22 protein-coding genes are annotated in these 20,822 nt (G+C 62.6%); 12 read left to right on the top strand and 10 right to left on the bottom strand.

What is annotated here, in order from left to right:
• The first annotated feature begins 129 nt into the window (after positions 1-129).
• The 12 genes from GC127_RS22575 (at position 130) to mraY (ending at position 11,932) form a co-directional block, all read left to right on the top strand.
• Complete coding sequence (locus GC127_RS22575; protein WP_037297247.1) at positions 130-741, top strand: cell wall hydrolase; 612 nt, start codon at positions 130-132, stop codon at positions 739-741.
• A 126-nt stretch (positions 742-867) separates the two neighbouring features.
• The gene (gene rpmG, locus GC127_RS22570; protein ID WP_007799108.1) at positions 868-1,035 is read left to right on the top strand and encodes a 50S ribosomal protein L33; all 168 of its coding nucleotides are present in this window, start codon (positions 868-870) and stop codon (positions 1,033-1,035) included.
• 104 nt (positions 1,036-1,139) lie between these two features.
• Positions 1,140-1,691, top strand: a complete 552-nt coding sequence (locus GC127_RS22565; protein WP_254700224.1) for a GNAT family N-acetyltransferase — start codon at positions 1,140-1,142, stop codon at positions 1,689-1,691.
• Positions 1,692-1,714: 23 nt separating this feature from the next.
• Positions 1,715-2,104 carry a hypothetical protein gene (locus GC127_RS22560; RefSeq protein WP_151979606.1) on the top strand — a complete coding sequence of 130 codons (390 nt, stop codon included), beginning with the start codon at positions 1,715-1,717 and terminating at the stop codon, positions 2,102-2,104.
• Positions 2,105-2,168: 64 nt separating this feature from the next.
• Positions 2,169-3,578, top strand: coding sequence for a PepSY domain-containing protein (locus GC127_RS22555; protein ID WP_037297392.1), 1,410 nt, complete (start codon positions 2,169-2,171; stop codon positions 3,576-3,578).
• A 713-nt stretch (positions 3,579-4,291) separates the two neighbouring features.
• Positions 4,292-4,795 (top strand): division/cell wall cluster transcriptional repressor MraZ, encoded by a 504-nt coding sequence (gene mraZ, locus GC127_RS22550; RefSeq protein WP_081508255.1) that lies wholly within the window; start codon positions 4,292-4,294, stop codon positions 4,793-4,795.
• Positions 4,796-4,798: 3 nt separating this feature from the next.
• A complete protein-coding gene (gene rsmH / locus GC127_RS22545) occupies positions 4,799-5,791 on the top strand; it encodes a 16S rRNA (cytosine(1402)-N(4))-methyltransferase RsmH (RefSeq protein WP_081508256.1) in 993 nt (330 codons plus the stop codon).
• Positions 5,791-6,135: a cell division protein FtsL gene (locus tag GC127_RS22540; RefSeq protein ID WP_198133575.1), complete on the top strand. Its 345-nt coding sequence runs from the start codon at positions 5,791-5,793 to the stop codon at positions 6,133-6,135. Before rsmH ends, GC127_RS22540 begins: the two co-directional genes overlap by 1 nt.
• Positions 6,132-7,916 carry a penicillin-binding protein 2 gene (locus tag GC127_RS22535; protein WP_151979605.1) on the top strand — a complete coding sequence of 595 codons (1,785 nt, stop codon included), beginning with the start codon at positions 6,132-6,134 and terminating at the stop codon, positions 7,914-7,916. The genes GC127_RS22540 and GC127_RS22535 overlap by 4 nt, the downstream gene beginning before the upstream one ends.
• A 19-nt stretch (positions 7,917-7,935) precedes the next feature.
• On the top strand, positions 7,936-9,417 hold the full coding sequence (locus tag GC127_RS22530; RefSeq protein ID WP_151979604.1) for a UDP-N-acetylmuramoyl-L-alanyl-D-glutamate--2,6-diaminopimelate ligase: 1,482 nt from the start codon (positions 7,936-7,938) through the stop codon (positions 9,415-9,417).
• The gene (murF, locus tag GC127_RS22525; RefSeq protein WP_151979603.1) at positions 9,414-10,850 is read left to right on the top strand and encodes a UDP-N-acetylmuramoyl-tripeptide--D-alanyl-D-alanine ligase; all 1,437 of its coding nucleotides are present in this window, start codon (positions 9,414-9,416) and stop codon (positions 10,848-10,850) included. The genes GC127_RS22530 and murF overlap by 4 nt, the downstream gene beginning before the upstream one ends.
• A complete protein-coding gene (gene mraY, locus GC127_RS22520) occupies positions 10,850-11,932 on the top strand; it encodes a phospho-N-acetylmuramoyl-pentapeptide-transferase (RefSeq protein WP_008280309.1) in 1,083 nt (360 codons plus the stop codon). The genes murF and mraY overlap by 1 nt, the downstream gene beginning before the upstream one ends.
• A gap of 12 nt (positions 11,933-11,944) precedes the next feature.
• Here the strand turns inward: mraY and dtd are convergent, their stop codons facing one another.
• The 10 genes from dtd to GC127_RS22470 form a co-directional block, all read right to left on the bottom strand.
• A complete protein-coding gene (gene dtd / locus GC127_RS22515) occupies positions 11,945-12,382 on the bottom strand; it encodes a D-aminoacyl-tRNA deacylase (protein ID WP_151979602.1) in 438 nt (145 codons plus the stop codon).
• A 26-nt stretch (positions 12,383-12,408) separates the two neighbouring features.
• Entirely contained in the window at positions 12,409-13,083 is a 675-nt protein-coding gene (locus GC127_RS22510) for a nitroreductase (protein WP_008280311.1), read from the bottom strand.
• A gap of 116 nt (positions 13,084-13,199) precedes the next feature.
• Entirely contained in the window at positions 13,200-14,327 is a 1,128-nt protein-coding gene (locus GC127_RS22505) for a primosomal protein N' (replication factor Y) - superfamily II helicase (protein WP_151979601.1), read from the bottom strand.
• A 5-nt stretch (positions 14,328-14,332) separates the two neighbouring features.
• Positions 14,333-14,755, bottom strand: coding sequence for a hypothetical protein (locus GC127_RS22500; protein WP_151979600.1), 423 nt, complete (start codon positions 14,753-14,755; stop codon positions 14,333-14,335).
• Positions 14,756-14,758: 3 nt separating this feature from the next.
• Entirely contained in the window at positions 14,759-15,877 is a 1,119-nt protein-coding gene (locus tag GC127_RS22495; protein ID WP_151979599.1) for an SPFH domain-containing protein, read from the bottom strand.
• Between the two features lie 32 nt (positions 15,878-15,909).
• On the bottom strand, positions 15,910-16,833 hold the full coding sequence (locus GC127_RS22490) for a DUF2927 domain-containing protein (RefSeq protein ID WP_081508663.1): 924 nt from the start codon (positions 16,831-16,833) through the stop codon (positions 15,910-15,912).
• A 37-nt stretch (positions 16,834-16,870) separates the two neighbouring features.
• The gene (locus GC127_RS22485; RefSeq protein WP_151979598.1) at positions 16,871-18,070 is read right to left on the bottom strand and encodes a toxic anion resistance protein; all 1,200 of its coding nucleotides are present in this window, start codon (positions 18,068-18,070) and stop codon (positions 16,871-16,873) included.
• Between the two features lie 13 nt (positions 18,071-18,083).
• Positions 18,084-18,986: a 5-bromo-4-chloroindolyl phosphate hydrolysis family protein gene (locus GC127_RS22480; protein WP_081508263.1), complete on the bottom strand. Its 903-nt coding sequence runs from the start codon at positions 18,984-18,986 to the stop codon at positions 18,084-18,086.
• 221 nt (positions 18,987-19,207) lie between these two features.
• A complete protein-coding gene (locus GC127_RS22475; protein WP_151979597.1) occupies positions 19,208-19,600 on the bottom strand; it encodes a hypothetical protein in 393 nt (130 codons plus the stop codon).
• Between the two features lie 4 nt (positions 19,601-19,604).
• Positions 19,605-20,648 (bottom strand): alkane 1-monooxygenase, encoded by a 1,044-nt coding sequence (locus GC127_RS22470; protein ID WP_151979596.1) that lies wholly within the window; start codon positions 20,646-20,648, stop codon positions 19,605-19,607.
• Positions 20,649-20,822 lie beyond the last annotated feature (174 nt).

Genomic DNA, 20,822 nt, shown 5'->3' with positions numbered 1-20,822 from the left:
CGAGCCATAATTTGCGATAGAAAATGCCATCGGCGGGAACCCGCCGGTGCCTCAGGTGGACGCCTGTGCCGATTTTGGCTAAGGGGCGCACATGCCGTGGACCATACGTCCACCCGCCTGGAGACGAGAATGAGACGGATTGCACTCGCTGCGGCAATCGCAGTGCTGGCAGGCCCGGTCATGGCCGACGCCCCTGTGACCCGATTGATGGAACAAGAAATGCGCGCGTTGCGCGCGATCTCAGGCGACCGGATGGCGCGCTACCTCAGCAGCCCCGAGACCGAGATTAGCTATTCAAGCACCTGGCTCGATCAGCAAGCCCCGGCCCAAGGTGGCCCCGAGTGGCGCTGTCTGGCAGAGGCGCTTTACTTCGAGGCGCGCGGCGAAAGCGTCAAGGGACAATTCGCAGTGGCCGAAGTGATCCTGAACCGCGTCGATGATCCCAATTATCCTGATTCCGTTTGTGGCGTGATCCATCAGGGCACGGGCCGCAAATATCAGTGCCAATTCACCTATACCTGTGATGGCCATGCCGACGTGATCGCCGAAGGCGACGCGTTTCGCCAAGTGGGCAAAGTGGCCCGCGCCATGGTCGATGGCGCACCGCGCAGCCTGACCAGTGGGGCCACGCATTACCACACCCGCAACGTCAACCCCCGCTGGGCCCGGCAGTTTCCGCGCACGGCCTCGATTGGCGTGCATTATTTCTACCGCCAGCCAACGCGCCTGTCCTCGAACTGAGGCACGGCGTAACGAAATCGCCGACTTTCATGACAATCGCGGTTGACTCGGCTGCGGGCGTCGCTAAAAGGCAGGCTTCATAAGAGATTCACGGGCGGTTTGACTGCCCGGCGCAGGAGACAAAAAATGGCAAAGCCGACGACCATCAAGATCCGTCTGAACTCGACCGCGGGCACGGGCCATTTCTACGTGACCAAGAAAAACGCACGCACCATGACCGAAAAGATGACCGTACGAAAGTACGATCCCGTGGTGCGCAAGCATGTCGAGTACAAGGAAGGCAAGATCAAGTAAGATCCCCCTTCCAGACCAGACAGCCAAAGCCGCGCCAACCCGAGCGCGGCTTTTTCCTTTTGGGCGCTCCGGTGGCCGGCAATTTTACCCAAAAGGGTTTGCCGATGTCCGAGATTCTGATCCGCCCCGTCTTTCCTGCCGACCATGCAGCGATTTCCGATCTGATGCGCGCGGCCTATGCCCGCCACATGTCGGGCACCTATCCCGAGACGCTGGTCCGCGCCGCCCTTCCTCATCTGACACGCCCGGTGCCATCGCTGCTTTTTGGTGGCCGCTATGTGCTGGCCGAGGCAGGGGATGAGGTGCTGGGCATTGCGGGCTGGAGCGATATCAGCCCCTTTGGCCGGACCTGCCCACCGGGTCAGGCGCATCTGCGGCATCTGGCCATTGCGCCAGAATGGCAGAGGCAGGGACTAGGCCGCGCGCTCATGGGGCATCTTCTTGCGATGGCAGACCTGACAGGGGTGCAGCAGATGCACTGCCTGTGCCCGCTCAATGCCGTGCCTTTTTGCAAGGCCAGGGGTTTTGACACGCTGGGCGAGGTCTTTCTGAGCCTCTCGCCCGATGTCAGCCTGCCCGCCGCACAGATGCGTCTTGAGTTGGGGGGCCTTCCGGATCTGCATCCCAAGGCATTCGTGGCTGGTGCGGCTCTCTGACCTGTGGCAATGTCCTGCGGGTGATGCGTGCCCCACTAACCCTGCTCTCAAAACTGATCGTGGTCTTTGCCGTTAGCTTGGCATTGGCCGGGGTAAGTTTTGCACATCGCTCTGTCGATACCCGCACGCTCGATCCCTCGTATCTTGCCTTCATCGCGGCTGGAGGGACGGCGCAGGATCTGTGCGAGGATCACACAGCACACGACACCGCCCCCGGACATTCCGACCATCGGGCTGCCCCTGGCTGTGAGGCCTGTCGTCTGGTTGATAGCGTGCTTGTTCTGGCGCTGCCGGAGACTGTCCGGACCTGGCAGGTGCCGCGCATCGCCCCCCTTGTTCCGGGCGCATCTGAGATACTTGCGCAATCCATTGCATATCGGTTGCAACAGGGACGCGCGCCGCCGCGCGTTTGAATTTCAAATCCAACAGCTTTTGAAATTCACCCCCACCATGGGGGCTGTCCCAATGGAGTCGTTCATGACGTCGATTGATCCAACCTATGCCCCTGCGCAGACGCGCACCGGGGTCAATAAATTCTACTTTGCCGCCTGGCGCTGGCATTTCTACGCGGGCCTGTTTGTCATCCCCTTCTTCTGTATCCTTGCCGTCACCGGCATGCTGATGCTGTGGATTTCGTGGATCGACGGGCGCGACGGCGAACGCACGCCGGTGGTGCCGCAAGAGATGGCGCTCGCCGTCTCGCAACAGGCTGAGAGCGCGCTGGCCGCCATTCCCGGTGGCACGCTCAAGCAATATGTGGCCCCTCGCCGGGATGATCTTGCCGCGATCTTCCGCGTTGATCTTGGCGATGAGGCCAACATGGTCGTTGTCGATCCCTACACGGCGGCGGTGCTCGAGATTTTCCCCCGCCGCTCGGGCTGGTATGATTTCGCCGATGGTATCCACAGCAACCTGATGCTGGGCGTGACCGGCGATCGGATGCTGGAAATTGCGGCCTCTCTTGGCATGGTGCTGATTGCCACCGGTCTCTACATGTGGTGGCCGCGCGGGGCAGGGTGGCGAACGGCCCTTGTCCCGACCTTTGGCCGGGGCCGCGCGCTCTGGCGGTCACTGCATGGCGTGCTGGGCTTTTGGATTTCCATCGTGCTCGCGTTCTTTCTTGTCTCTGGTCTTGCGTGGGCGGGGATCTGGGGCGAAAAGTTGGTGCAGGCCTGGAGCCAGTTTCCAGCCGAAAAATGGGATAACGTGCCCCTCTCGGATGATATCCACGCCAGCATGAACCACGACCGCAAAGAGGTGCCTTGGGCGCTTGAACTCACGCCGATGCCAGCCTCTGGTAGCCATGCCGGTCACGCAGGCGTCGATACAGAGGCCGGGACGCCGGTGACGATTGACACGCTCGACGCGCTCGCACGCGACATCGGCTTTGACGCCCGCTATCAGCTCAACCTGCCCAAGGGCGAGGCAGGCGTCTGGACCATCAACCGCGACTCCATGAATACCGACGACACCGACCCGACCACCGACCGCACGGTGCATGTCGATCAATACACCGGCAATATCCTCGCCGATGTGCGGTATGAGGATTACTCGCTGGCGGGCAAGGCGATGGCGGTGGGGATCGCGCTGCACATGGGCACGATGGGCCTTTGGAGCGTGCTGGCCAATACCGTCTTCTGCCTCGCGGTGCTGTTTCTCTGCGTCAGCTCCGTGGTGATGTGGTGGAAGCGTCGCCCTGCCGGGGCGGGCGGGCGTCTGGCCGCACCGCCGCTGCCCCGCGACATGCCGATGTGGCAAGGTGCGGTGCTGGTGGGGATAGCGGTCTCGCTGGCGTTTCCGATGGCGGGGCTAACGCTCATCACCGTGTTGGCACTCGATGGGCTGGTGCTCTCGCGCTTGCCGATGCTGCGCCGCCTTGTGAACTGACCGGCGCGCGCGCCCCTCTTGCCTGACCAAACCCAAGCAGAACCTCGCCCAAATGGCGGGGTTCTGTCGTTTTGGCTGTCCGCGTTTGCAGTTTGATGGGAATGTATGGGACAAATTTGAAGAATCAGGTCTTTTCCACGTGATTTCGCGAATCACTTTCGATATTTGGGCAAGAGTTATGGGTGATTCACTGCTGAAATAAGGGGTTTCTGTGGGAAAGGACGATGGATTCTATCCAAAGTGTCGGAGTAATCAGGGAAATCACGGGATATTTTAATTGCCCCAAGTTTCCGTATATTTTGTGATCAAGATTGAATGCTACACAATATAAGGTAAATTTTTTGCGAATTTTGCTACAGAATGTTGTTTTCACGGGCCTGCCACAACAATATCCTGTGCTTATCCCGTAAAAAATCGTTGCCATGGGACAATTTCCCAGTGTATCAAGAATACACGATGAGGACGGGATCACAGAGGGGCGCCAAGACCCCGAAAAACTCCCAAGTCAGGTTTCATACAGGCACCCGCTTTCATCGAACAAAGAGATCCGGCGCGCGAGCGAGCAGACATCCCCCCAGGTGGCGCGCGCAGTCGGACACCCCGCTCAAGCGGGACGAGGGCGGCGGGTTGATCAGTGGCAGCAGATCAACCCGCCGTTTCGTGTCTCAGGGGTACGTTTTCAATCTGGGGCAGATATAGGGACCAACGGGACAGTGGGCCGGATTTTTAGAGGCGAGAGCCTCCACAAGGTGGATGGAAAGGGCAGGGTATCAATCCCGGCCCTGTTTCGCCGTGTGATCGAGGCCTCAGACCCGAGCTGGACCGACGGGCTTAATCCGGAACTCATCATCGTTTATGGCGACCACCGCCGCCGCTATCTCGAATGCTATACCATCGAGGCGATGCAAGAGGTGGATGCCAAGATCGCCGCCCTGCCGCGCGGCTCGAATGCGCGCAAACATTTGCAGCGCCTGTTTCACGGTCAAAGCTTTCCCACCGCGGTGGATGAGACCGGGCGTCTGGTGCTGCCTGCCAAGCTGCGCAAGAAGATCGAGCTTGAGGACGAGGCGTTCTTTATCGCCGCCGGGGATACCTTTCAGATCTGGAAGCCCGAGACCTATGAGGCCGAGGAACTGTCCAAGACCGAGGAATGGTTGGATGAATTCCCCGATGACTTTGATCCGTTGATCCTGCTCGACAATCCGGACGGGGTTTGATCCATGGCCGCTGCCGCCGCCCCAAAATCCAACGCCCCGCATATCCCCGTTCTCTTGCGCCCGCTGATTGCCGCCGTGGCGCCGGTTCAGGGGGTTTGGCTTGATGGCACGCTGGGGGCAGGGGGCTATGCCCGCGCCCTGCTTGATGCCGGTGCCGATCAGGTCATCGGCGTAGATCGCGACCCGCTGGCGCATGACATGGCGCAGGGCTGGGGGGCAGAGTATGGCGACCGGCTGCGCCTTGTGCTGGGCAATTTCGCGCAGATGGATGACTATGCCACGGATCTTGACGGCGTCGTTCTCGATCTGGGCGTGTCCTCGATGCAGCTTGATCTGGCCGAGCGTGGGTTTTCCTTTATGAAGGACGGCCCCCTGGACATGCGCATGAGCCAAGAGGGGCCAAGTGCCGCCGATCTGGTGAATACCGCCGAAGAATCCGATCTGGCCGATATTCTCTATCTTTATGGCGAGGAACGCGCGAGCAGGCGGATCGCCCGCGCCATCGTCAAGGCGCGTACAGAGGCCCCGATTGAAACCACCCTGCATCTGGCGGGCCTTATCGAGCGGTGCTTGCCGCGCTCCAAGCCGGGGCAGGCGCATGCCGCCACCCGCAGCTTTCAGGCGATCCGCATCGCGGTGAATGACGAATACGGCGCGCTTATCGCAGGGCTGGAGGCGGCGGAGCGCGCGCTCAAAGAGGGCGGGCAACTGGCGGTCGTGACCTTTCATTCGATCGAGGATCGGATCGTCAAACGCTTTCTGACGGCGCGCTCGGGCGGGGGTGGCACCGGCAGCCGCCACGCCCCTGAAATCACACGCGAAGAACCGCAATTCACCCTCAAATCGCGCAAGGCCATCGGCCCCGATGACGAGGAATTGGCCGTAAATCCACGCGCCCGGTCTGCCCGGCTGCGTGTTGCCACGCGCACCGATGCCCCTGCAGGGCAGAGCGAGCGCAGCGCTTTGGGTGTCCCCATGTTGAAGGGAGCGAAATGATGCGCAGCATTCTTTATGTTTTGACCGCGCTATCCGTCATCGGTTTGGCCTTTTGGGCCTATCGCGAAAATTACCGCACCCAAGAGGCGCAGGCCAATGCGCAGGCGCTGCAAAATGCGATTGGCGAGGCGCGTGCGCGTCTGCGCGTGCTCAATGCCGAATGGGCTTATCTCAACCGCCCTGACCGGCTGATGGATCTGGTGGAATTGAACTACGACAAGCTGGGTCTCTTGCCCCTGCAACCTTATCAATTTGGCCGCGTGGATCAGGTCTCGTTCCCCAAGCCCGCCGAATTGCCGATCACCAACCCTGTTGATGTTTCGAACACGGAGCAGTTTCCATGATCCGCACGCCGCTGCGCCCGCTCGCGCGTATCCTCGAGGCCCGCAACCGGGGCGAAAACCCCGATGCCATCGAACGTGAGAACCTTCGCCTGCGTCACGAGGAAATGCGCGACCGCGCCCGTCGCCGCGCCGAGGGGCGGCTTCTGGTGCTGGCGGGCGTGTTCATCTTGGCCTTCGGGGTTGTCGGTGGGCGCATGGGCGTGCTGGCGGGCACCGAACCGTCCGAGCCCACGACCAGCGTCGCGGGCGCGCAGATCTTTGCGCAGCGCGCCGATATCGTGGATCGTGAGGGGCGCATCCTTGCCACGAATTTCGACACCCACAGTCTCTATGCGCAACCCCAGCAGATGATCGACCCGGAACAGGCCGCCGACAAGCTGGTCGAAATCTTTCCCGATCTCGACCGCGCGCGCCTGATCAAGGATTTCACTGGCCCGCGCAAGTTCCTGTGGATCAAGAAAAAACTCAGCCCCGAACAGAAACAGGCGGTGCATGACATCGGCGAGCCGGGCTTGCTGTTTGGCCCGCGCGAAATGCGGCTTTACCCCAACGGACGGCTGGCCGCGCATGTGCTGGGCGGCACCAGCTTTGGCCGCGAGGGGGTGCATGCCGCCGAACTGGTCGGCGTGGCGGGCATCGAACGGCATCAGGATGCGCGGTTGCGCGATCCGGCGCAGGCACATGAACCCCTGCGCCTGTCGCTGGATCTCAGCGTTCAAGCGGCGATGGAGCGGGTGCTTTTCGGCGGCATGAAGATCATGAATGCCAAGGGGGCGGCAGGTATCCTGATGGATGCCCATAGCGGCGAAGTGGTGGCCGTGGCCTCGCTCCCCGATTTTGATCCCAACGACCGCCCCGCATTGCCAACCTCTGGCAGCCCAAGCGATAGCCCGCTCTTTAACCGTGCGGTGCAGGGCGTTTACGAGTTGGGCAGCACCTTAAAGGTGTTTCCGGTGGCGCAGGCGCTTGATCTGGGCCTGATCAACCCCGAGACCATGATCAACACCAAAAGCCCGATGCAATGGGGAAAATTCCGCATTCGCGATTTCAAGAATTACGGCCCGGAACTCAGCGCGACCAAGGTGATCGTCAAATCCTCAAACGTCGGCACTGCGCGCATTGCGTTGGAAATCGGGGCCAAACGCCAGCGCGAATTTCTAGACCAATTGGGCTTCATCGCGCCCGTGCATCTTGAAATTGCCGAAGCCTCTGGCAGTACGCCCCTTTTGCCCAAGAACTGGTCGGACTTGTCGACCATGACGATTTCCTATGGCCATGGCCTTTCGATCAGCCCGATGCATCTGGCGGCGGGGTATGCCACGATTGCCAATGGTGGACGGCGGGTAACGCCCACGCTCTTGCGCGATCCCACCCGCGCGCCGGGCGAGCGGATCATCACCGAGGCCACCTCAGCCGCCATGCGCAGAATGCTGCGGCAAGTCGTGTCCGAAGGCACGGCAAGCCTTGGCGAAGTGCCGGGCTATGCCGTGGGCGGCAAGACCGGCACCGCCGATAAACCCAAGGAACGCGGCGGCGGGTATCACAAGGACAAGGTCATCTCGACCTTTGCCAGCATCTTTCCGGCCCATGATCCGAAATATGTTCTGGTGGTCACGCTGGATGAACCGGTCGAGACCTCTGGCAGTGAGGCACGCCGCACGGCGGGCTGGACAGCCGTGCCGGTGGCTGCGGAAATCATCCGTCGCGTGGCACCTTTGCTTGGGGTGCGACCCGAGATTGAACCTAGCCCGCTTGCTGTTATAAGCCTGACATCGAATTAAGCCGGAACGGGGCAGTGCGGTGGGGCAGATCAAAACATTGGCGGCTTTGGGACTGACAGCCCAAGCCGGGCGTCAGGCCAATATCACAGGGTTGGCGGTGGATAGCCGCGAGGTAAAGCCGGGCTTTCTCTTTGCCGCCTTGCCGGGCACAACGGTGCATGGGGCCGAGTTTATCCAATACGCGCTGCGCCAAGGGGCAGGGGCGATCCTGACGGATGCCACCGGCGCGCGGCTGGCGCAGGATTTCCTGAGCCTCAGCGATGCCGCCCTCGTCGTGGCAGAAGATCCGCGTCAGACGCTGGCCTTTGCAGCCGCTCTTTGGTTCGGCGCGCAGCCGGAAACCATGATCGCCGTGACCGGCACCAACGGCAAGACATCGGTGGCCACCTTCACCCGACAAATCTGGGAGCGGATGGGCCTTGCCGCCGTCAATCTGGGCACAACTGGGGTCGAAGGGGCCTATAGCGCGCCCTTGGGTCATACGACGCCAGAGCCGATCACCCTGCACCGGATGCTGGCCAAATGCGAATTGGCGGGTGTGACCCATGGCGCGATGGAGGCCTCCTCGCACGGCCTTGCGCAACGGCGTCTCGACGGCGTGCATCTGATGGCGGCGGGATTTACCAATTTCACGCAGGATCACTTGGATTATCACGCCAGCTTTGACGAGTATTTTGCCGCCAAGGCGGGGCTGTTCGCCCGCGTGCTGCCCGAGGATGGCGTGGCGGTGATCAATATCGACGATCCGCGCGGGGCCGAAATGGCGGCCATCGCCACCGGGCGTGGGCAGGACCTGATCACCGTCGGGCGTGCGCCGGGGGCCGATCTGCGCCTCATCGCGCAACGCTTTGACGCAACAGGCCAGGTGCTGCGCTTTGAATGGGAGGATGAGGTCAATCAACTGCGCCTCGATCTTATCGGCGGGTTTCAGGCCGAAAATGTGCTATTGGCGGCAGGGCTTGTGATCGGTGCCGGCGCCGATGCCGAACAGGTGTTCGAGGTTTTGCCGGATATGCGCACCGTGCGTGGGCGCATGCAGCTGGCGGCAACGCGCGACAATGGGGCGGCGGTGTTTGTTGACTACGCCCATACCCCCGATGCCGTGGCGACCGCGATCAAGGCACTGCGCCCGCATGTGATGGGACGGCTTATCGCCATCGTGGGCGCGGGTGGCGACCGCGACCGCGCCAAGCGGCCCTTGATGGGGCAGGCGGCGGCGGCCCATGCCGACCGTGTGATCGTGACTGATGACAATCCCCGCTCTGAGAACCCGGCCAGCATTCGTGCCGCCGTGATGCAGGGCTGCCCCAAGGCCACCGACGTGGGCGACCGCGCCGAGGCGATCCTGCGCGGCGTCGATGCGCTTGGACCGGGCGATGCGCTGCTCATCTGCGGCAAAGGCCATGAGACCGGGCAGATCGTTGGCGATGATGTGCTGCCCTTTAATGATGTGGAACAGGCGAGCATTGCGGTCACGCTGCTTGATGGGGGGCGGGCATGAGCCTTTGGTCAGCAAAAGAAGCGGTAGCCGCGACGCAGGGGCGCAGCACAGCCGACTGGCAGGCGACCGGCGTATCCATTGATACCCGCACCCTCAAACCCGGCGATCTCTTCGTGGCGCTCAACGCGGCGCGCGACGGGCATGAATTTGTGGCGCAGGCGCTGGCCAAGGGGGCTGCGGCGGCGCTGGTGTCGCGCATCCCCGAAGGCCTGCCCGCCGAGGCCCCGCTGTTGATTGTTGAGGATGTACAAAAAGGGCTTGAGGATCTGGGCCGTGCGGCGCGTGCCCGCTCGGAGGCCCGCGTTGTGGCTGTGACCGGATCGGTTGGCAAAACCTCGACCAAGGAGATGCTGCGCGACGTGTTGGGCCATCAAGGCCGCACCCACGCCGCCGAAGCCAGCTATAACAATCACTGGGGCGTGCCGCTTACGCTGGCGCGGATGCCGGTGGATACAGAGTTTGCCGTGATCGAAATCGGCATGAACCACCCCGGCGAGATTGCCCCTCTGGCGTGTATGGCGCGGCCGCATGTGGCGGTGATCACCACCGTAGCCGCCGCACATCTTGAAGCATTCGAGAATATCGACGGCATCGCCAAAGAAAAGGCCAGCATTTTTGAAGGGTTAGAGCCGGGGGGCGTGGCGGTGATCAACGCCGACATCGCGACCACGCCCATTTTGCGCGCCAAGGCCGCGCAGCATGCGGCGCGCATCCTCAGCTTTGGCACCGCGCGCGGTGCGCATCACCGCCTGCTCAACGTCGAACTGCATGACCACGTGACCGTGGGCCACGCCCGCGCATGGCGCTCGCCGCTGGTTTACAAGGTGGGCGTGCCGGGGCGGCATTTTGCAATGAACGCGCTGGCCGTTTTGGCGGTGGCGCAGGTGCTGGGCTGTGACCGGGCCGTGGCCATGGCCGATCTGGCCAGTTGGGCCCCTCCCGCCGGGCGCGGCACCCGCGAAGAGCTGGTGCTTGATCTGGCCAGCGACGGGATGAGCATTGACCTGATCGACGATGCGTTCAACGCCAATCCCACCTCGATGGCCGCTGCGCTCGAGGTGCTGGCGGCGGCGCACCCGCGGGATGGTGTGGGCCGCGTGTCGCGCGGGCGCAGGATCGCCATTCTGGGCGACATGCTGGAACTTGGGCCGGATGAGGCCGCGATGCACGCAGGATTGGCTGATCTGCCCTTTATGGCGCGGATTAACGAAATCCACTGCGTTGGTCCCCGTATGCGCGCCCTGTGGGACATTCTGCCAGAGGCGCGGCGCGGTCGTTGGGTGGCCAGCGCCGAAGAGCTGGCAGCGCAGGCGCACCGGCTGATCGACGCAGGCGATGTGGTATTGGTAAAGGGTTCCAAGGGCAGCCGGGTGAGCCTTGTGGTCGAGGCGCTGCGGCGCGTGGGCCGGGTGACAGAAGAAGGACAAGTCTAATGCTCTATTGGCTCACCATCTGGTCGGATGGCGGGGATTTCTTCAATCTCTTCCGCTACATCACCTTTCGTGCAGGCGGTGCCTTTATGACGGCGCTGATCTTTGGCTTTCTGTTCGGCGCGCCCCTGATCATGGTCCTGCGCAAGCGCCAAGGCAAAGGCCAGCCCATTCGCAGCGATGGCCCCGAAGGGCATTTTTCCAAGGCGGGCACGCCCACCATGGGGGGCCTTCTGATCGTGGGCGCACTTGTCACCTCGACCCTGCTTTGGGCGCGGCTCGACAATCCTTATGTCTGGCTTGTTCTCTTCGTGACGCTGTCCTTTGCTCTCATCGGATTTGCCGACGACTACGCCAAGGTCAGCAAGCAAAACGTCAAGGGTGTCTCTAGCCGGGTGCGGCTGGGGCTTGGGTTTCTCATCGCGCTCATCGCCGCCTATTGGGCGGGGCTCAATCATCCGTCCGAATTGCAATATCAACTGGCGCTGCCGGTGTTCAAAGATGTGCTGATCAACCTCGGCTTTCTCTTTATCCCCTTTGCGATGTTCGTGATCGTTGGCGCGGCCAATGCGGTCAACCTCACCGATGGTCTTGACGGTCTGGCGATCATGCCGGTGATGATTGCCTCGTCGGCCCTTGGTGTCATCGCCTATACGGTGGGGCGGGTCGATTTCACCGATTATCTCGGGCTGCATTACGTGCCGGGCACGGGTGAAATCCTGATCTTTGTTGCCGGTCTGGTCGGCGGCGGTCTGGGATTTCTATGGTATAACGCCCCGCCTGCCGCCGTGTTCATGGGCGATACCGGCTCCTTGGCCTTGGGCGGCGCGCTGGGGGCGATTGCCGTCGTCACCAAACACGAGCTGGTGCTGGGCATCGTCGGCGGCCTCTTCGTGGTCGAGGCGCTTTCGGTCATCATTCAGGTGCTCTATTTCAAACGCACCGGCAAGCGGGTGTTTCTAATGGCCCCGATCCATCACCACTACGAGAAAAAGGGCTGGGCCGAACCGCAGATCGTCATCCGATTCTGGATCATCGCGCTTATTCTGGCGATGATTGGCTTGGCGACGCTGAAATTGCGCTAAGGGGGAGGGCCCTCAGCCCTCCATCCAGATCGTCACTGGCCCGTCATTGACCAAGGATACTTTCATATCCGCTCCGAACTTTCCCAGTTCAGTGGGAATATGCTGCTGTGCGAATTGCTTGGCGAAATGCAGATAGAGCTGTTGCCCGGTCTCGGGAGCTGCGGCGGTTGAAAACCCGGGCCGATTGCCGCGCGAGGTATCTGCGGCCAGTGTGAACTGGCTGATCACCAGAACGCTGCCGTCGATGTCGGTCAAACAGCGGTTCATCTTGCCTGCCTCATCGGGAAAGATGCGCAGTTTGGTAATCTTGGCCGCCAACCGCTCTGCGTTGGCCGCGGTGTCGCCCTGCATGGCACAGACAAGGATCAAAAGGCCCCGCCCGCATTGGCCGATGACCTCGCCCTCGACCGCGACAGAGGCCTCGGAAACACGTTGCAAAAGGGCGCGCATTGGGAAACCTCCGGGAAAAGCCGCACTCAGCCGCGCAGATCGAGAACCTCGTCCAACCCCGCCCGGCTGGTGCGAAAGGTATTGGTGGGGTGGTCCATATCGGGCAAGCCAAACGAGATCGCGCAGAGGATCAACCGGCTTTCGGGCAGGTCGAAATGCGCGCGGATCATCGGCGCATAGGCCGCGACAGAGGCTTGCGCAATCGTGCCCACCCCCAAGGCCGTCGCCGTCAGCATGAAGGCGGTGACAAACCCGCCCGTGTCCATGGCACCGTAGGGGCCAAGGGCCGCCTCGGACTGCACAATCGCCACATGCGGTGCGCCAAACAGGTGATAATTCTGCATGGATTGCTCAGCCCGCCCGGCGCGGTCGTTGCGGGCAATCCCTGCCGCCTCATAGAGCTGTAGGCCGCACTCGCGCCGCCGCGCGCCATGTGCGCCGGGATAGCTCTCGGGCCAGGGCAGGTCTGGACCGGGGTGATCATTCTGCACCGCCGCGAGCAGGGCGTCACGAAATCGCTCGGTCTCAGCCCCTCGCGTGACGGTCACGCGCCAGGGCTGCGCATTGCACCACGACGGCGCGCGGCCTGCGGCGGTTACGATCTGGAGGATGGTCTCGTCGGACACCGGATCGGGCCGAAATGCGCGACAGGAATGGCGGGCCTGCAACAGCCCCTGTAAAGTTTCAAAATTGTCCGTCATTCCGCGATGTCCTTGCCCGGCCTAGATCCATCAGGCCCATGGCCTTGACCGGGCATCATAGGGCGAGTTTTGCGGCTTATCCATGCCCTGCCCGGCGGTTTTCCGCCAGTTGTGCCTCACAAAACACCCTGCTCCAGAGCGATGAGATAGCCCACCGCCCCTGCGATGAGCGCCCCAAAGACCACGGCAACCGCGATCTTCCACGCCGACCACGGGCGTTCGCCCTGCACCCGTCCGGTCCGGCCATTGACCACGAAGCGATAGGTCTCGCCCCGGTATTTATACGCCGCAAGCCAGACCGGCAGCAGGATATGCTTGAATGTGACGTCGCTGACCTCGGTGTCGATCTCGTGGATCTGCTGGCGGTCGCCGCCGATGTCAAACCGCACATCGCGGGCGATGATCGCATCCATCCGCACGCGCGCCTCGACAAACCCGTGTTCCAATTCGACGCGATAGCCCTCGGCCCGAAACCCGGCAAGGTATTCCGGGCTGTAGGGCACCAGCGCCGCCAGATCCCAAGGCTCCAGCGCCTCGGTAAACCGCTTGGGCAAAGAGGTAGAGGCCAGCACCAGCACATCGTCAAAAAACCGCGCTACCCGCCCCGAGGCGGGGGCCCAGCGGATTTTCGGCACCTGCACCGTCTGGCGCTTGCCATCCCGGACGATCGTCTGACTCTCGTAATAGACCGTGCCACGCGCGCCCCGGTAGGTGGATTTGGTATCGGCGTCAAAGGTCCAGTAGGGCACATAGATGCCCTCCATCCGCCGCCCCTTGCGGGCGTAATCCTGCAGGCCATTGGGCGCGAACCACAACCGCCCCAGCCAATCGGTCATGGCGCTGCGTGCCGTGGCCTCGTCCAGTGCAAAGGGCAAAAGGGCGCGTGGCTTGATATGGCGGTGCGCACCTGTATCCGTCACAACCGGCGAGGCGCAGAACGGGCATTCGGCGGCATGGGTATCGGCGCCCAGTTCCACCTGCGCACCGCAGCTTGTGCAGGTGGTGCTGCGGACCTCCTCCATCTCTTGCGCGGGCAGTTGATCGCGCAGGGCGCGCTCAAAGTCCAACTCCTTGATCCCGCCTTTCCATGGCCCCCCCGCCACGATGGCATGAATATCGCCGCAATGGTCGCAGATCAGATGGTTTTGCCCCGGATCATAGCGGTAATCGGCACCGCAACTGACACAGGGAAAACGGTGCTGGGTTTCGGTCGTGACAGGCGCGGGGGGCGGGGTATTTTGCATTTGGCTCACAGAATATGATGCACGGCTCGCGGGGTGATGCGGCGCAAGGCCCCGTCCCCCAGCGCCGTGTGCCGCCAGAGATTAAAGGTGGCATGCAGCGCGGTGGCCGCCAAAAGCGCCAAGAGCAGCTTGCGCGCCTCGGGGCCGGGCAGCACATGGCCCATCGCCTCTGCCGCCAGCGCCACCGCCCCCCAAGCCAAAAGCAGGTAGAGCGCGCGATGCAACCACGGGTGCAGGGCGCGCACCGCCCCCGTCAGCTTTGGCCCCGGCCCGCTCATCAGGCCAAACACCAGCGCCAGCGCACACATGCCAAGCGCCGAGGCCGCATAGGCGAGCGATAACCACATCGTCGCCCCGCCATCGCCCAGCACGAACAGCAAAAGCATCAGGTTCAGCCAGTGCAGCGTGATCGTCAGGCTCCGGCGCATGGATCACGCACCCGGCGGCGGTGGCGGCATCACGGTAAAAAGCGTGGCCAGTTCCGTCACATCCTCAGCCCGTTTCCAGCCATCCTGCCCAGCGGTCCAGACATGGCTGTCGCGTGTCAGTTTGCCATCCGTCACCATCCGCCCCATCGAAGCCTTGGAATAGGGGCCATGGGTCTGGCCGTTTTCGGCAATATGCCAGACATGTTCCACGGGCGGCGGCGGTGGGCTTTGGGGCGCGGCGGCGGGGGCAGGGCGCGCGCCCCAAGGCCCCTGATCCGCCATCTGCTGTGCCATGGCCATGCCCATCCCCATGCCCAACCCTGCGCCAATGCCCGCCCCACCGCTTGGGTTCTTGGCGGCGGCGGTCATCGCTTCGGCTGCTGAATATTGGGTAAAGCGGCCCAGATCACCGGCAATCCCCATCGAGGTGCGCTTGTCCAGCGCCGCCTCAACCTCGGGCGGAAGCGAGATATTCTCGATGTAAAACTCGGGGATGCTGAGGCCATATTCCGCCACCACGGCAGAAATCTCACCCGCCACAAGCTTGCCCAGATCGGCGGTATTGGCGGCCATGTCGAGCACCGGGATACCGCTTCCGGCGATGATGCGCGAAAAGGCCTGCACGATGATATTGCGGATCTGGAAACTGATTTCGTCCATGGTGAATTCGCCATCGGTGCCGACGATCTCGCTCAGGAATTTCGCGGCATCCGCCACCCGCACCGTATAAGTGCCAAAGGCGCGGATGCGGGTCGGCCCAAATTCCGGATCACGCAGCATGATCGGATTCTTGGTGCCCCATTTCAGATTGTTGAACCGCGTCGTCGAGATAAAATAAATCTCGGATTTGAAGGGCGATTTAAAGCCGTGATCCCAATGTTGCAGGCTGGTCATCACGGGCATGTTGTTGGTCTCGAGCATATAGAGACCGGGGGTAAAGACATCGGCCAATTGCCCCTCATGGACAAACACCGCCGCCTGCCCCTCGCGCACCGTCAGCTTGGCGCCATATTTGATCTCATGGCCCTCGCGCTCGAACCGCCAGACCATCGTGTCGCGGGTATCATCGGTCCAGTGAATGACGTCGATGAACTGGCCGGAGAGGAAATCGAAGATGGGCATCGGGATACTCCTGTAATCGGATAATCGGGGGATCAGACCGGCCCGCCCGCCCGCGCATCGAGCAAGCGGCGCAGGATGGGGCGGGCCTCGTCGGGGGTCATGCCGGGTTTGAGGTCTGGGTGATACAGCAGCCAGAGCAGTTCTTCATCCTGACTGGTCAGCAGGGCAAATTCGTCGTCATCGTTGAAAATCGACGGGCGCGCGCCGGGGAAATCATCCGCAAGGCCAAGCCCCTGCGCCAATTCCTCATGCACGCAGGATTGGCGCATCAAGGGCGGGTGTTCAGCCCGGATAAGGGCGATCGCGCGGCGATAGACATGATCCTCGCCTTGCCCTGAAAAGGCCACCACGAGACAATGAATGGTGCGCGGCATGTCGCGAAAAATGCCGATGGTGTTTGGCCCGGCCTCGGGCGCAAGCTGACGGATACGGGCCAGCATGGCGTCGCGATCATCTTCGCCCATGAACAGCACATGAAAATTCGCAGCCCCCCCGCCCGCGCTGATCGGGTGGCGGGTGACACGGGCCAGCCGCGCGGCATAATCGGCGACCAGACGGCGATCTTCGGCCTGCTGCGCCTCTGGCACAGAGGCACCGAATTCCACATTCATCCGCACCGGGCCCACCCATTTGCGCAGGCCCCCCGCACGCCCCGAGGACGGGCGATAGCCCGCACCCTGCTGATACTCGTCATAAAACGCGATCCGCTCGAAATTGCGCATCACATCCGTGTCAGTATAGGGCGTGTCCGGTCCACCGCCGTCGCGCCGCAAAAGCCCACGGCTGAGCAAATCGGACTCGACCCTTTGGTAATAGCTGGCCAGCGCAAGACTATTGGCCGAGGGTCCGGGCGCCACCTCGGGCGGGGCAACGATGGGGCGCACCGATGGGCGCGCCGAGGTTGCGGGCGGTGCAGGCGCGTCACATCCCGCCAGCACCATCAGCGCCAGCCCCACTATCCCCCCGCTCGCCCGCAAACCCCGCATGGCCGGTTTAGCCTTTGGGCACGGCGGTGCCTGCCGTGTCGCCCACCCCATCGCGCCGCGCCTTGGCTGAGGCCAGCGTATCCCGCAAATCGGCCTCCATCTTTTTCAACTCTTCTTCGGCCTTCGCCCGCTTGGCCTTGCCTTCGTCGGCGATTTGCAGGCTCTCCTGAATGGTCCCAATCAGATCGGCATTGGCCTGTTTTACGGCCTCGATATCGAACACGCCACGCTCCATTTCCTGCCGGATCATCTTGTTGCTCTCGCGCAGGTTCTTGGCATTGGCGGTCAGCAATTCATTGGTCAGGTCATTGGCATCGCGCACGGCGGCCGCCGCCTCTGCGGAACGCTGGATCGTCACCGCCTGCGCCAGTTGCGTTTCCCACAGCGGAACCGTGTTGACGAGGGTCGAGTTGATCTTGGTCACAAGGCTTTTGTCATTCTCCTGCACCAACCGGATCGACGGCAAAGATTGCATCGTCACCTGGCGCGTCAGCTTGAGGTCATGCACCCGCCGCTCCAGATCGTCGCGCGCGGCACGCAGATCGCGGAGTTCCTGCGCCTTCATCACCTGATCATTCTCGGGCGCGGCCTGAACGGCGGCCTCTGCTGCGGGGATGTCGTTGGTATCGATATCCTTGAGCTTGGCCTCGCCCGCCGCGATGTAAAGCGCCAGCTCATCATAAAACGCGAGTGTCTTTTCATAGAGCATGTCAAGCGACTTGATGTCTTTCAAGAGCGTGTGCTCATGCGCCAAAAGGTCATCGGTGATCTTGTCGATCTGCCCTTGCACCTGCTCGAACCGGGCCGTGAACTTGGCAAAGGGCGCAGCGCGGCCCAGCAGTTTTTCCCACCACGACCGTTCGCGCCTCACATCGAGTTCCGACACCGCAAAGCCGCGAATTGTCGTCACGATCCCGCGCAGGCTATCGCCCGCAGGCCCCACATCCTTGTTGCGCACGCCTTGCAGCATCGATTGCGAGATTTCCTGCAATTCCGCTTGCGCGGCAGAGCCGAACGAGACGATGGATTGCGTGTCGGCCATGTCGATTTCGGCCATGCGGCGGGTGATCTCGGCGCTTTGCGGCGCGTCGGCTTGATCCAGCGGCACGATGGCATTGGCCTCTGAGGGTACGGGCAGAACCGCGCGGCTCACGGCCTCGACATCCTTCAGTACGGCTTCGGCCTTTTGACGGGTGGTCTCTGACATGGGTTTCGTCCTCTTACGCTAAATCTTTGGTTTCAAGGTGAACGCCCTCGCGCTCCAGCCGGTCACGCAACACGTCGATCTCGATATCAAGATCGGTGCTGCTATCCTGCATCAGCGCGCGGGTTTTGGCGGTGAAATTCTGCTCAAGATCGCCCAAGAGCGCGAGATATTTGTCGCGTGCGGCGGGGTTGGGGGCACGGGCGTGCAGATCGGCAAACTTGACCGTCGCATCGCGCGCGCCCATCAGATAAACGCCCAGATATTTGCGCGCTGCCGTCAGATCGCGCGGGTCATCCTCGACCGTGCGCAGCATATCGCGCACCGTGATCTGAAACCGCTCCAACCGGGTTTCCGCCTGCCGGTCGCCCGCGCGTTTCAGCGCCTCGGTCATGCCGCGCAGATAATCTTCGGCCTGATCAACGACGCGGGCGACGCGGTCGGTCTGAAAACTGTCGACGCCCTCCATCCCCTTGTCCTTGAGCGGATCAAGGCCAAAGGCAAAACTGTGCAGCACAGCCCCCAGCGTGGCATAGATCAGCGGCTCCATGACGCCGCCGCCACTGGCATAACCGGCAAGGCCAAGGCCAAGACCTGTCAGCCCCGAGGCAAAAATCTTGCGTGGAATGGCCGGACGCCGCGCGATCTTGCGCGCCTCATAGGCCTCTTGCGCCAGAATCCCCTCACGGGTGAGCCATGCCGCCAAGAGAAGCGTGCCGAGCGCTGCAAGGTTGAGCGCCAGCTCAACAGGGCCCGCGCCAAAGGCCCGCGCCGCCAATGGCAGGGGCGCAAAGAACAAAAGGTTCACGCGCCCGCCCGCCCGCGTCCGCCGCGCGCCACGAAACGCGCCACGGTCCGGCACGGGCGCGCCCTTGTCCGCGCCATCGGGGCTGTATTTGCCGCCAAACCGCTGCGCCATCACACGCCCCCTGTCGCGGCGACAAAGAGGATCAGCGCCACCAATAGCAGGAACGCCAGCTTCTGAAGTCCCGTGTCACTCATGGCGCCCCCGCAGCCGGTTTCCATACGTCTTGGTAGAACTTAGGCGATGGGGGTCCGGCTTTCTAGGGGGAAGATTTTCTAGGGTTGCGCAGGCAGAGGGCGGGGAGTTGAGTATTTGAACCATAAAGAAGCCAAGGCTCACACCCCGATCTTTGGCCCCAGACACATCAGCGGTGCCTCAGACCGCCTGACCTCGTAAAGCTCCGACAGGCTGTCGTCCCCCGCGAACCGGGCAATCAGCCCCTTATCTGTGCGCTCAAAGCTCCAGCATTGCGGCTCGGGGCGGTTGTCATAGACAAAGCAGATCAATCCGCGTTCTTCATACCAATGCCCCTCCTGACACTCGCCATCCAGAAAGGACCAGCGCACGCGCCGGTCGGGCAGATATTCCTCGCCGCCATAGGGCGCGCCACCGGCACCATAGTAAAAGGTCTGGCCGCGGGTATAGGCATCGAATTCTGCTGCTGTCATCTGCGCCGCAGCCGGGGCCGCGACCGCAAAGAAAAGACTGAAGAGAAGCAAGACACGCATGCGCTTAACCTGCCAGATCGGGTGCTGCCCCGCCAGAGGTTTTGCGCCAACGTGCGGCGCGCGGGTCCATGATGCGCCGCCAAAGCGGTGGGACAAGCGCCAGCACGGCCATCACCGGCAAGGACTGCGGCAGAACCGGCATGGTGGCGCTGTCAAGTTGCAGCGCCGGATAGGGGCGTTGCGGCGTGACGTGGTGATCGGAATGGCGCGGCGCGTTCAGCGTCATTGCGGCAGACATCACATGCGGCGCGTTCCAGGAATGCTGCGGGCCAACCGGCTCAAGCCGCCCATCCTGGCGCTGTGCCCGGCGCAGGCCATAGTGCTGCACATAGTCCGAAAGCAGGATCTGCACCTGCGCATAGCCCGCGATAAAGAACAGCGCCGCCACGCCTTCCGCCCCAAGGCTGAGCGCGGTTGCACTCACAAGCGCCCCGGCCCCGCCCAGATAGAGCAGATAGGGATGCTGCCAGAGCGGTCGATCCGCGTGACGCCGCGATTCGGCCCTTAATCCCGCCTGAAAGGCCCCCGGCCAGGCGCGCAGGGCGTAGCGGTAAAACCCTTCACCGGGCCGCGCACTGCTGGGGTCTTCTGGGCTTGCGACATGCACGTGATGCACCCGCAAATGCGCGCTGACATGGTGGCCAAACAGCAGCGACGTATAGATCAGCCGCCCCAGCCACCGCTTGGCGCGGGCAGGGCGATGGATCAACTCATGCGCCACCGGATGCGAAATCTGGCCCATACTCAGCCCTGCACTCAAAGCCACAAGGGCACGCTCTGTGCCACTCAGATCATGGCCCCCCGCCACCGCCCAGATCGCCAGTGCCAGCACCACGAAATGCCCCAGCCCCAGCCCCACCAAGACCGCATCGGCGGCGGGAAACTCGGCCTCCGGGTCAGGATTGCCGTCCGCGGCAATCACCCGGTCCAGCGTGAACACCAGCACTGTGATCGTCCCCAAAGCCAAAACGCCCCACACCCCGCCCCACAGAGCGGCGAGCGCGGTCAGGATCAGGGGCAGGCTTGCGGCAATCGAAAAAAGCGGCATGAGCGGTCCAAGTTTTCCCGCAGTGTAAACCGGGGAAGGGGCCGCGCACAGGGTTTCCTTGCCGCACCCCATCGCAATTCAGGGGCCAATCAACGCGAATGGTGGTGCAAATGTCGTTTTTGAGGGCTCTACCCCCATCCCGGCCCGCTAGGTTCGGTCGCAACAGGGAAAGAG

The organism is Roseovarius sp. EC-HK134, from assembly GCF_902498815.1.
GTDB classification, from domain to species: domain Bacteria; phylum Pseudomonadota; class Alphaproteobacteria; order Rhodobacterales; family Rhodobacteraceae; genus Roseovarius; species Roseovarius mucosus_A.
Note: the sequence above shows the minus strand (reverse complement) of the source record. Positions and strands in the feature narration are given on the sequence as shown.

Excerpts from the sequence above, each read along its gene's own strand:
- GC127_RS22575 (WP_037297247.1), top strand. The coding sequence starts at position 130 with ATGAGACGGATTGCACTCGCTGCGGCAATCGCAGTGCTGGCAGGCCCG.
- rpmG (WP_007799108.1), top strand. The coding sequence starts at position 868 with ATGGCAAAGCCGACGACCATCAAGATCCGTCTGAACTCGACCGCGGGC.
- GC127_RS22565 (WP_254700224.1), top strand. The coding sequence starts at position 1,140 with ATGTCCGAGATTCTGATCCGCCCCGTCTTTCCTGCCGACCATGCAGCG.
- GC127_RS22560 (WP_151979606.1), top strand. The coding sequence starts at position 1,715 with ATGCGTGCCCCACTAACCCTGCTCTCAAAACTGATCGTGGTCTTTGCC.
- GC127_RS22555 (WP_037297392.1), top strand. The coding sequence starts at position 2,169 with ATGACGTCGATTGATCCAACCTATGCCCCTGCGCAGACGCGCACCGGG.
- rsmH (WP_081508256.1), top strand. The coding sequence starts at position 4,799 with ATGGCCGCTGCCGCCGCCCCAAAATCCAACGCCCCGCATATCCCCGTT.
- GC127_RS22540 (WP_198133575.1), top strand. The coding sequence starts at position 5,791 with ATGCGCAGCATTCTTTATGTTTTGACCGCGCTATCCGTCATCGGTTTG.
- GC127_RS22535 (WP_151979605.1), top strand. The coding sequence starts at position 6,132 with ATGATCCGCACGCCGCTGCGCCCGCTCGCGCGTATCCTCGAGGCCCGC.
- murF (WP_151979603.1), top strand. The coding sequence starts at position 9,414 with ATGAGCCTTTGGTCAGCAAAAGAAGCGGTAGCCGCGACGCAGGGGCGC.
- mraY (WP_008280309.1), top strand. The coding sequence starts at position 10,850 with ATGCTCTATTGGCTCACCATCTGGTCGGATGGCGGGGATTTCTTCAAT.
- dtd (WP_151979602.1), bottom strand. The coding sequence starts at position 12,382 with ATGCGCGCCCTTTTGCAACGTGTTTCCGAGGCCTCTGTCGCGGTCGAG.
- GC127_RS22510 (WP_008280311.1), bottom strand. The coding sequence starts at position 13,083 with ATGACGGACAATTTTGAAACTTTACAGGGGCTGTTGCAGGCCCGCCAT.
- GC127_RS22505 (WP_151979601.1), bottom strand. The coding sequence starts at position 14,327 with ATGCAAAATACCCCGCCCCCCGCGCCTGTCACGACCGAAACCCAGCAC.
- GC127_RS22500 (WP_151979600.1), bottom strand. The coding sequence starts at position 14,755 with ATGCGCCGGAGCCTGACGATCACGCTGCACTGGCTGAACCTGATGCTT.
- GC127_RS22495 (WP_151979599.1), bottom strand. The coding sequence starts at position 15,877 with ATGCCCATCTTCGATTTCCTCTCCGGCCAGTTCATCGACGTCATTCAC.
- GC127_RS22485 (WP_151979598.1), bottom strand. The coding sequence starts at position 18,070 with ATGTCAGAGACCACCCGTCAAAAGGCCGAAGCCGTACTGAAGGATGTC.
- GC127_RS22480 (WP_081508263.1), bottom strand. The coding sequence starts at position 18,986 with ATGGCGCAGCGGTTTGGCGGCAAATACAGCCCCGATGGCGCGGACAAG.
- GC127_RS22475 (WP_151979597.1), bottom strand. The coding sequence starts at position 19,600 with ATGCGTGTCTTGCTTCTCTTCAGTCTTTTCTTTGCGGTCGCGGCCCCG.
- GC127_RS22470 (WP_151979596.1), bottom strand. The coding sequence starts at position 20,648 with ATGCCGCTTTTTTCGATTGCCGCAAGCCTGCCCCTGATCCTGACCGCG.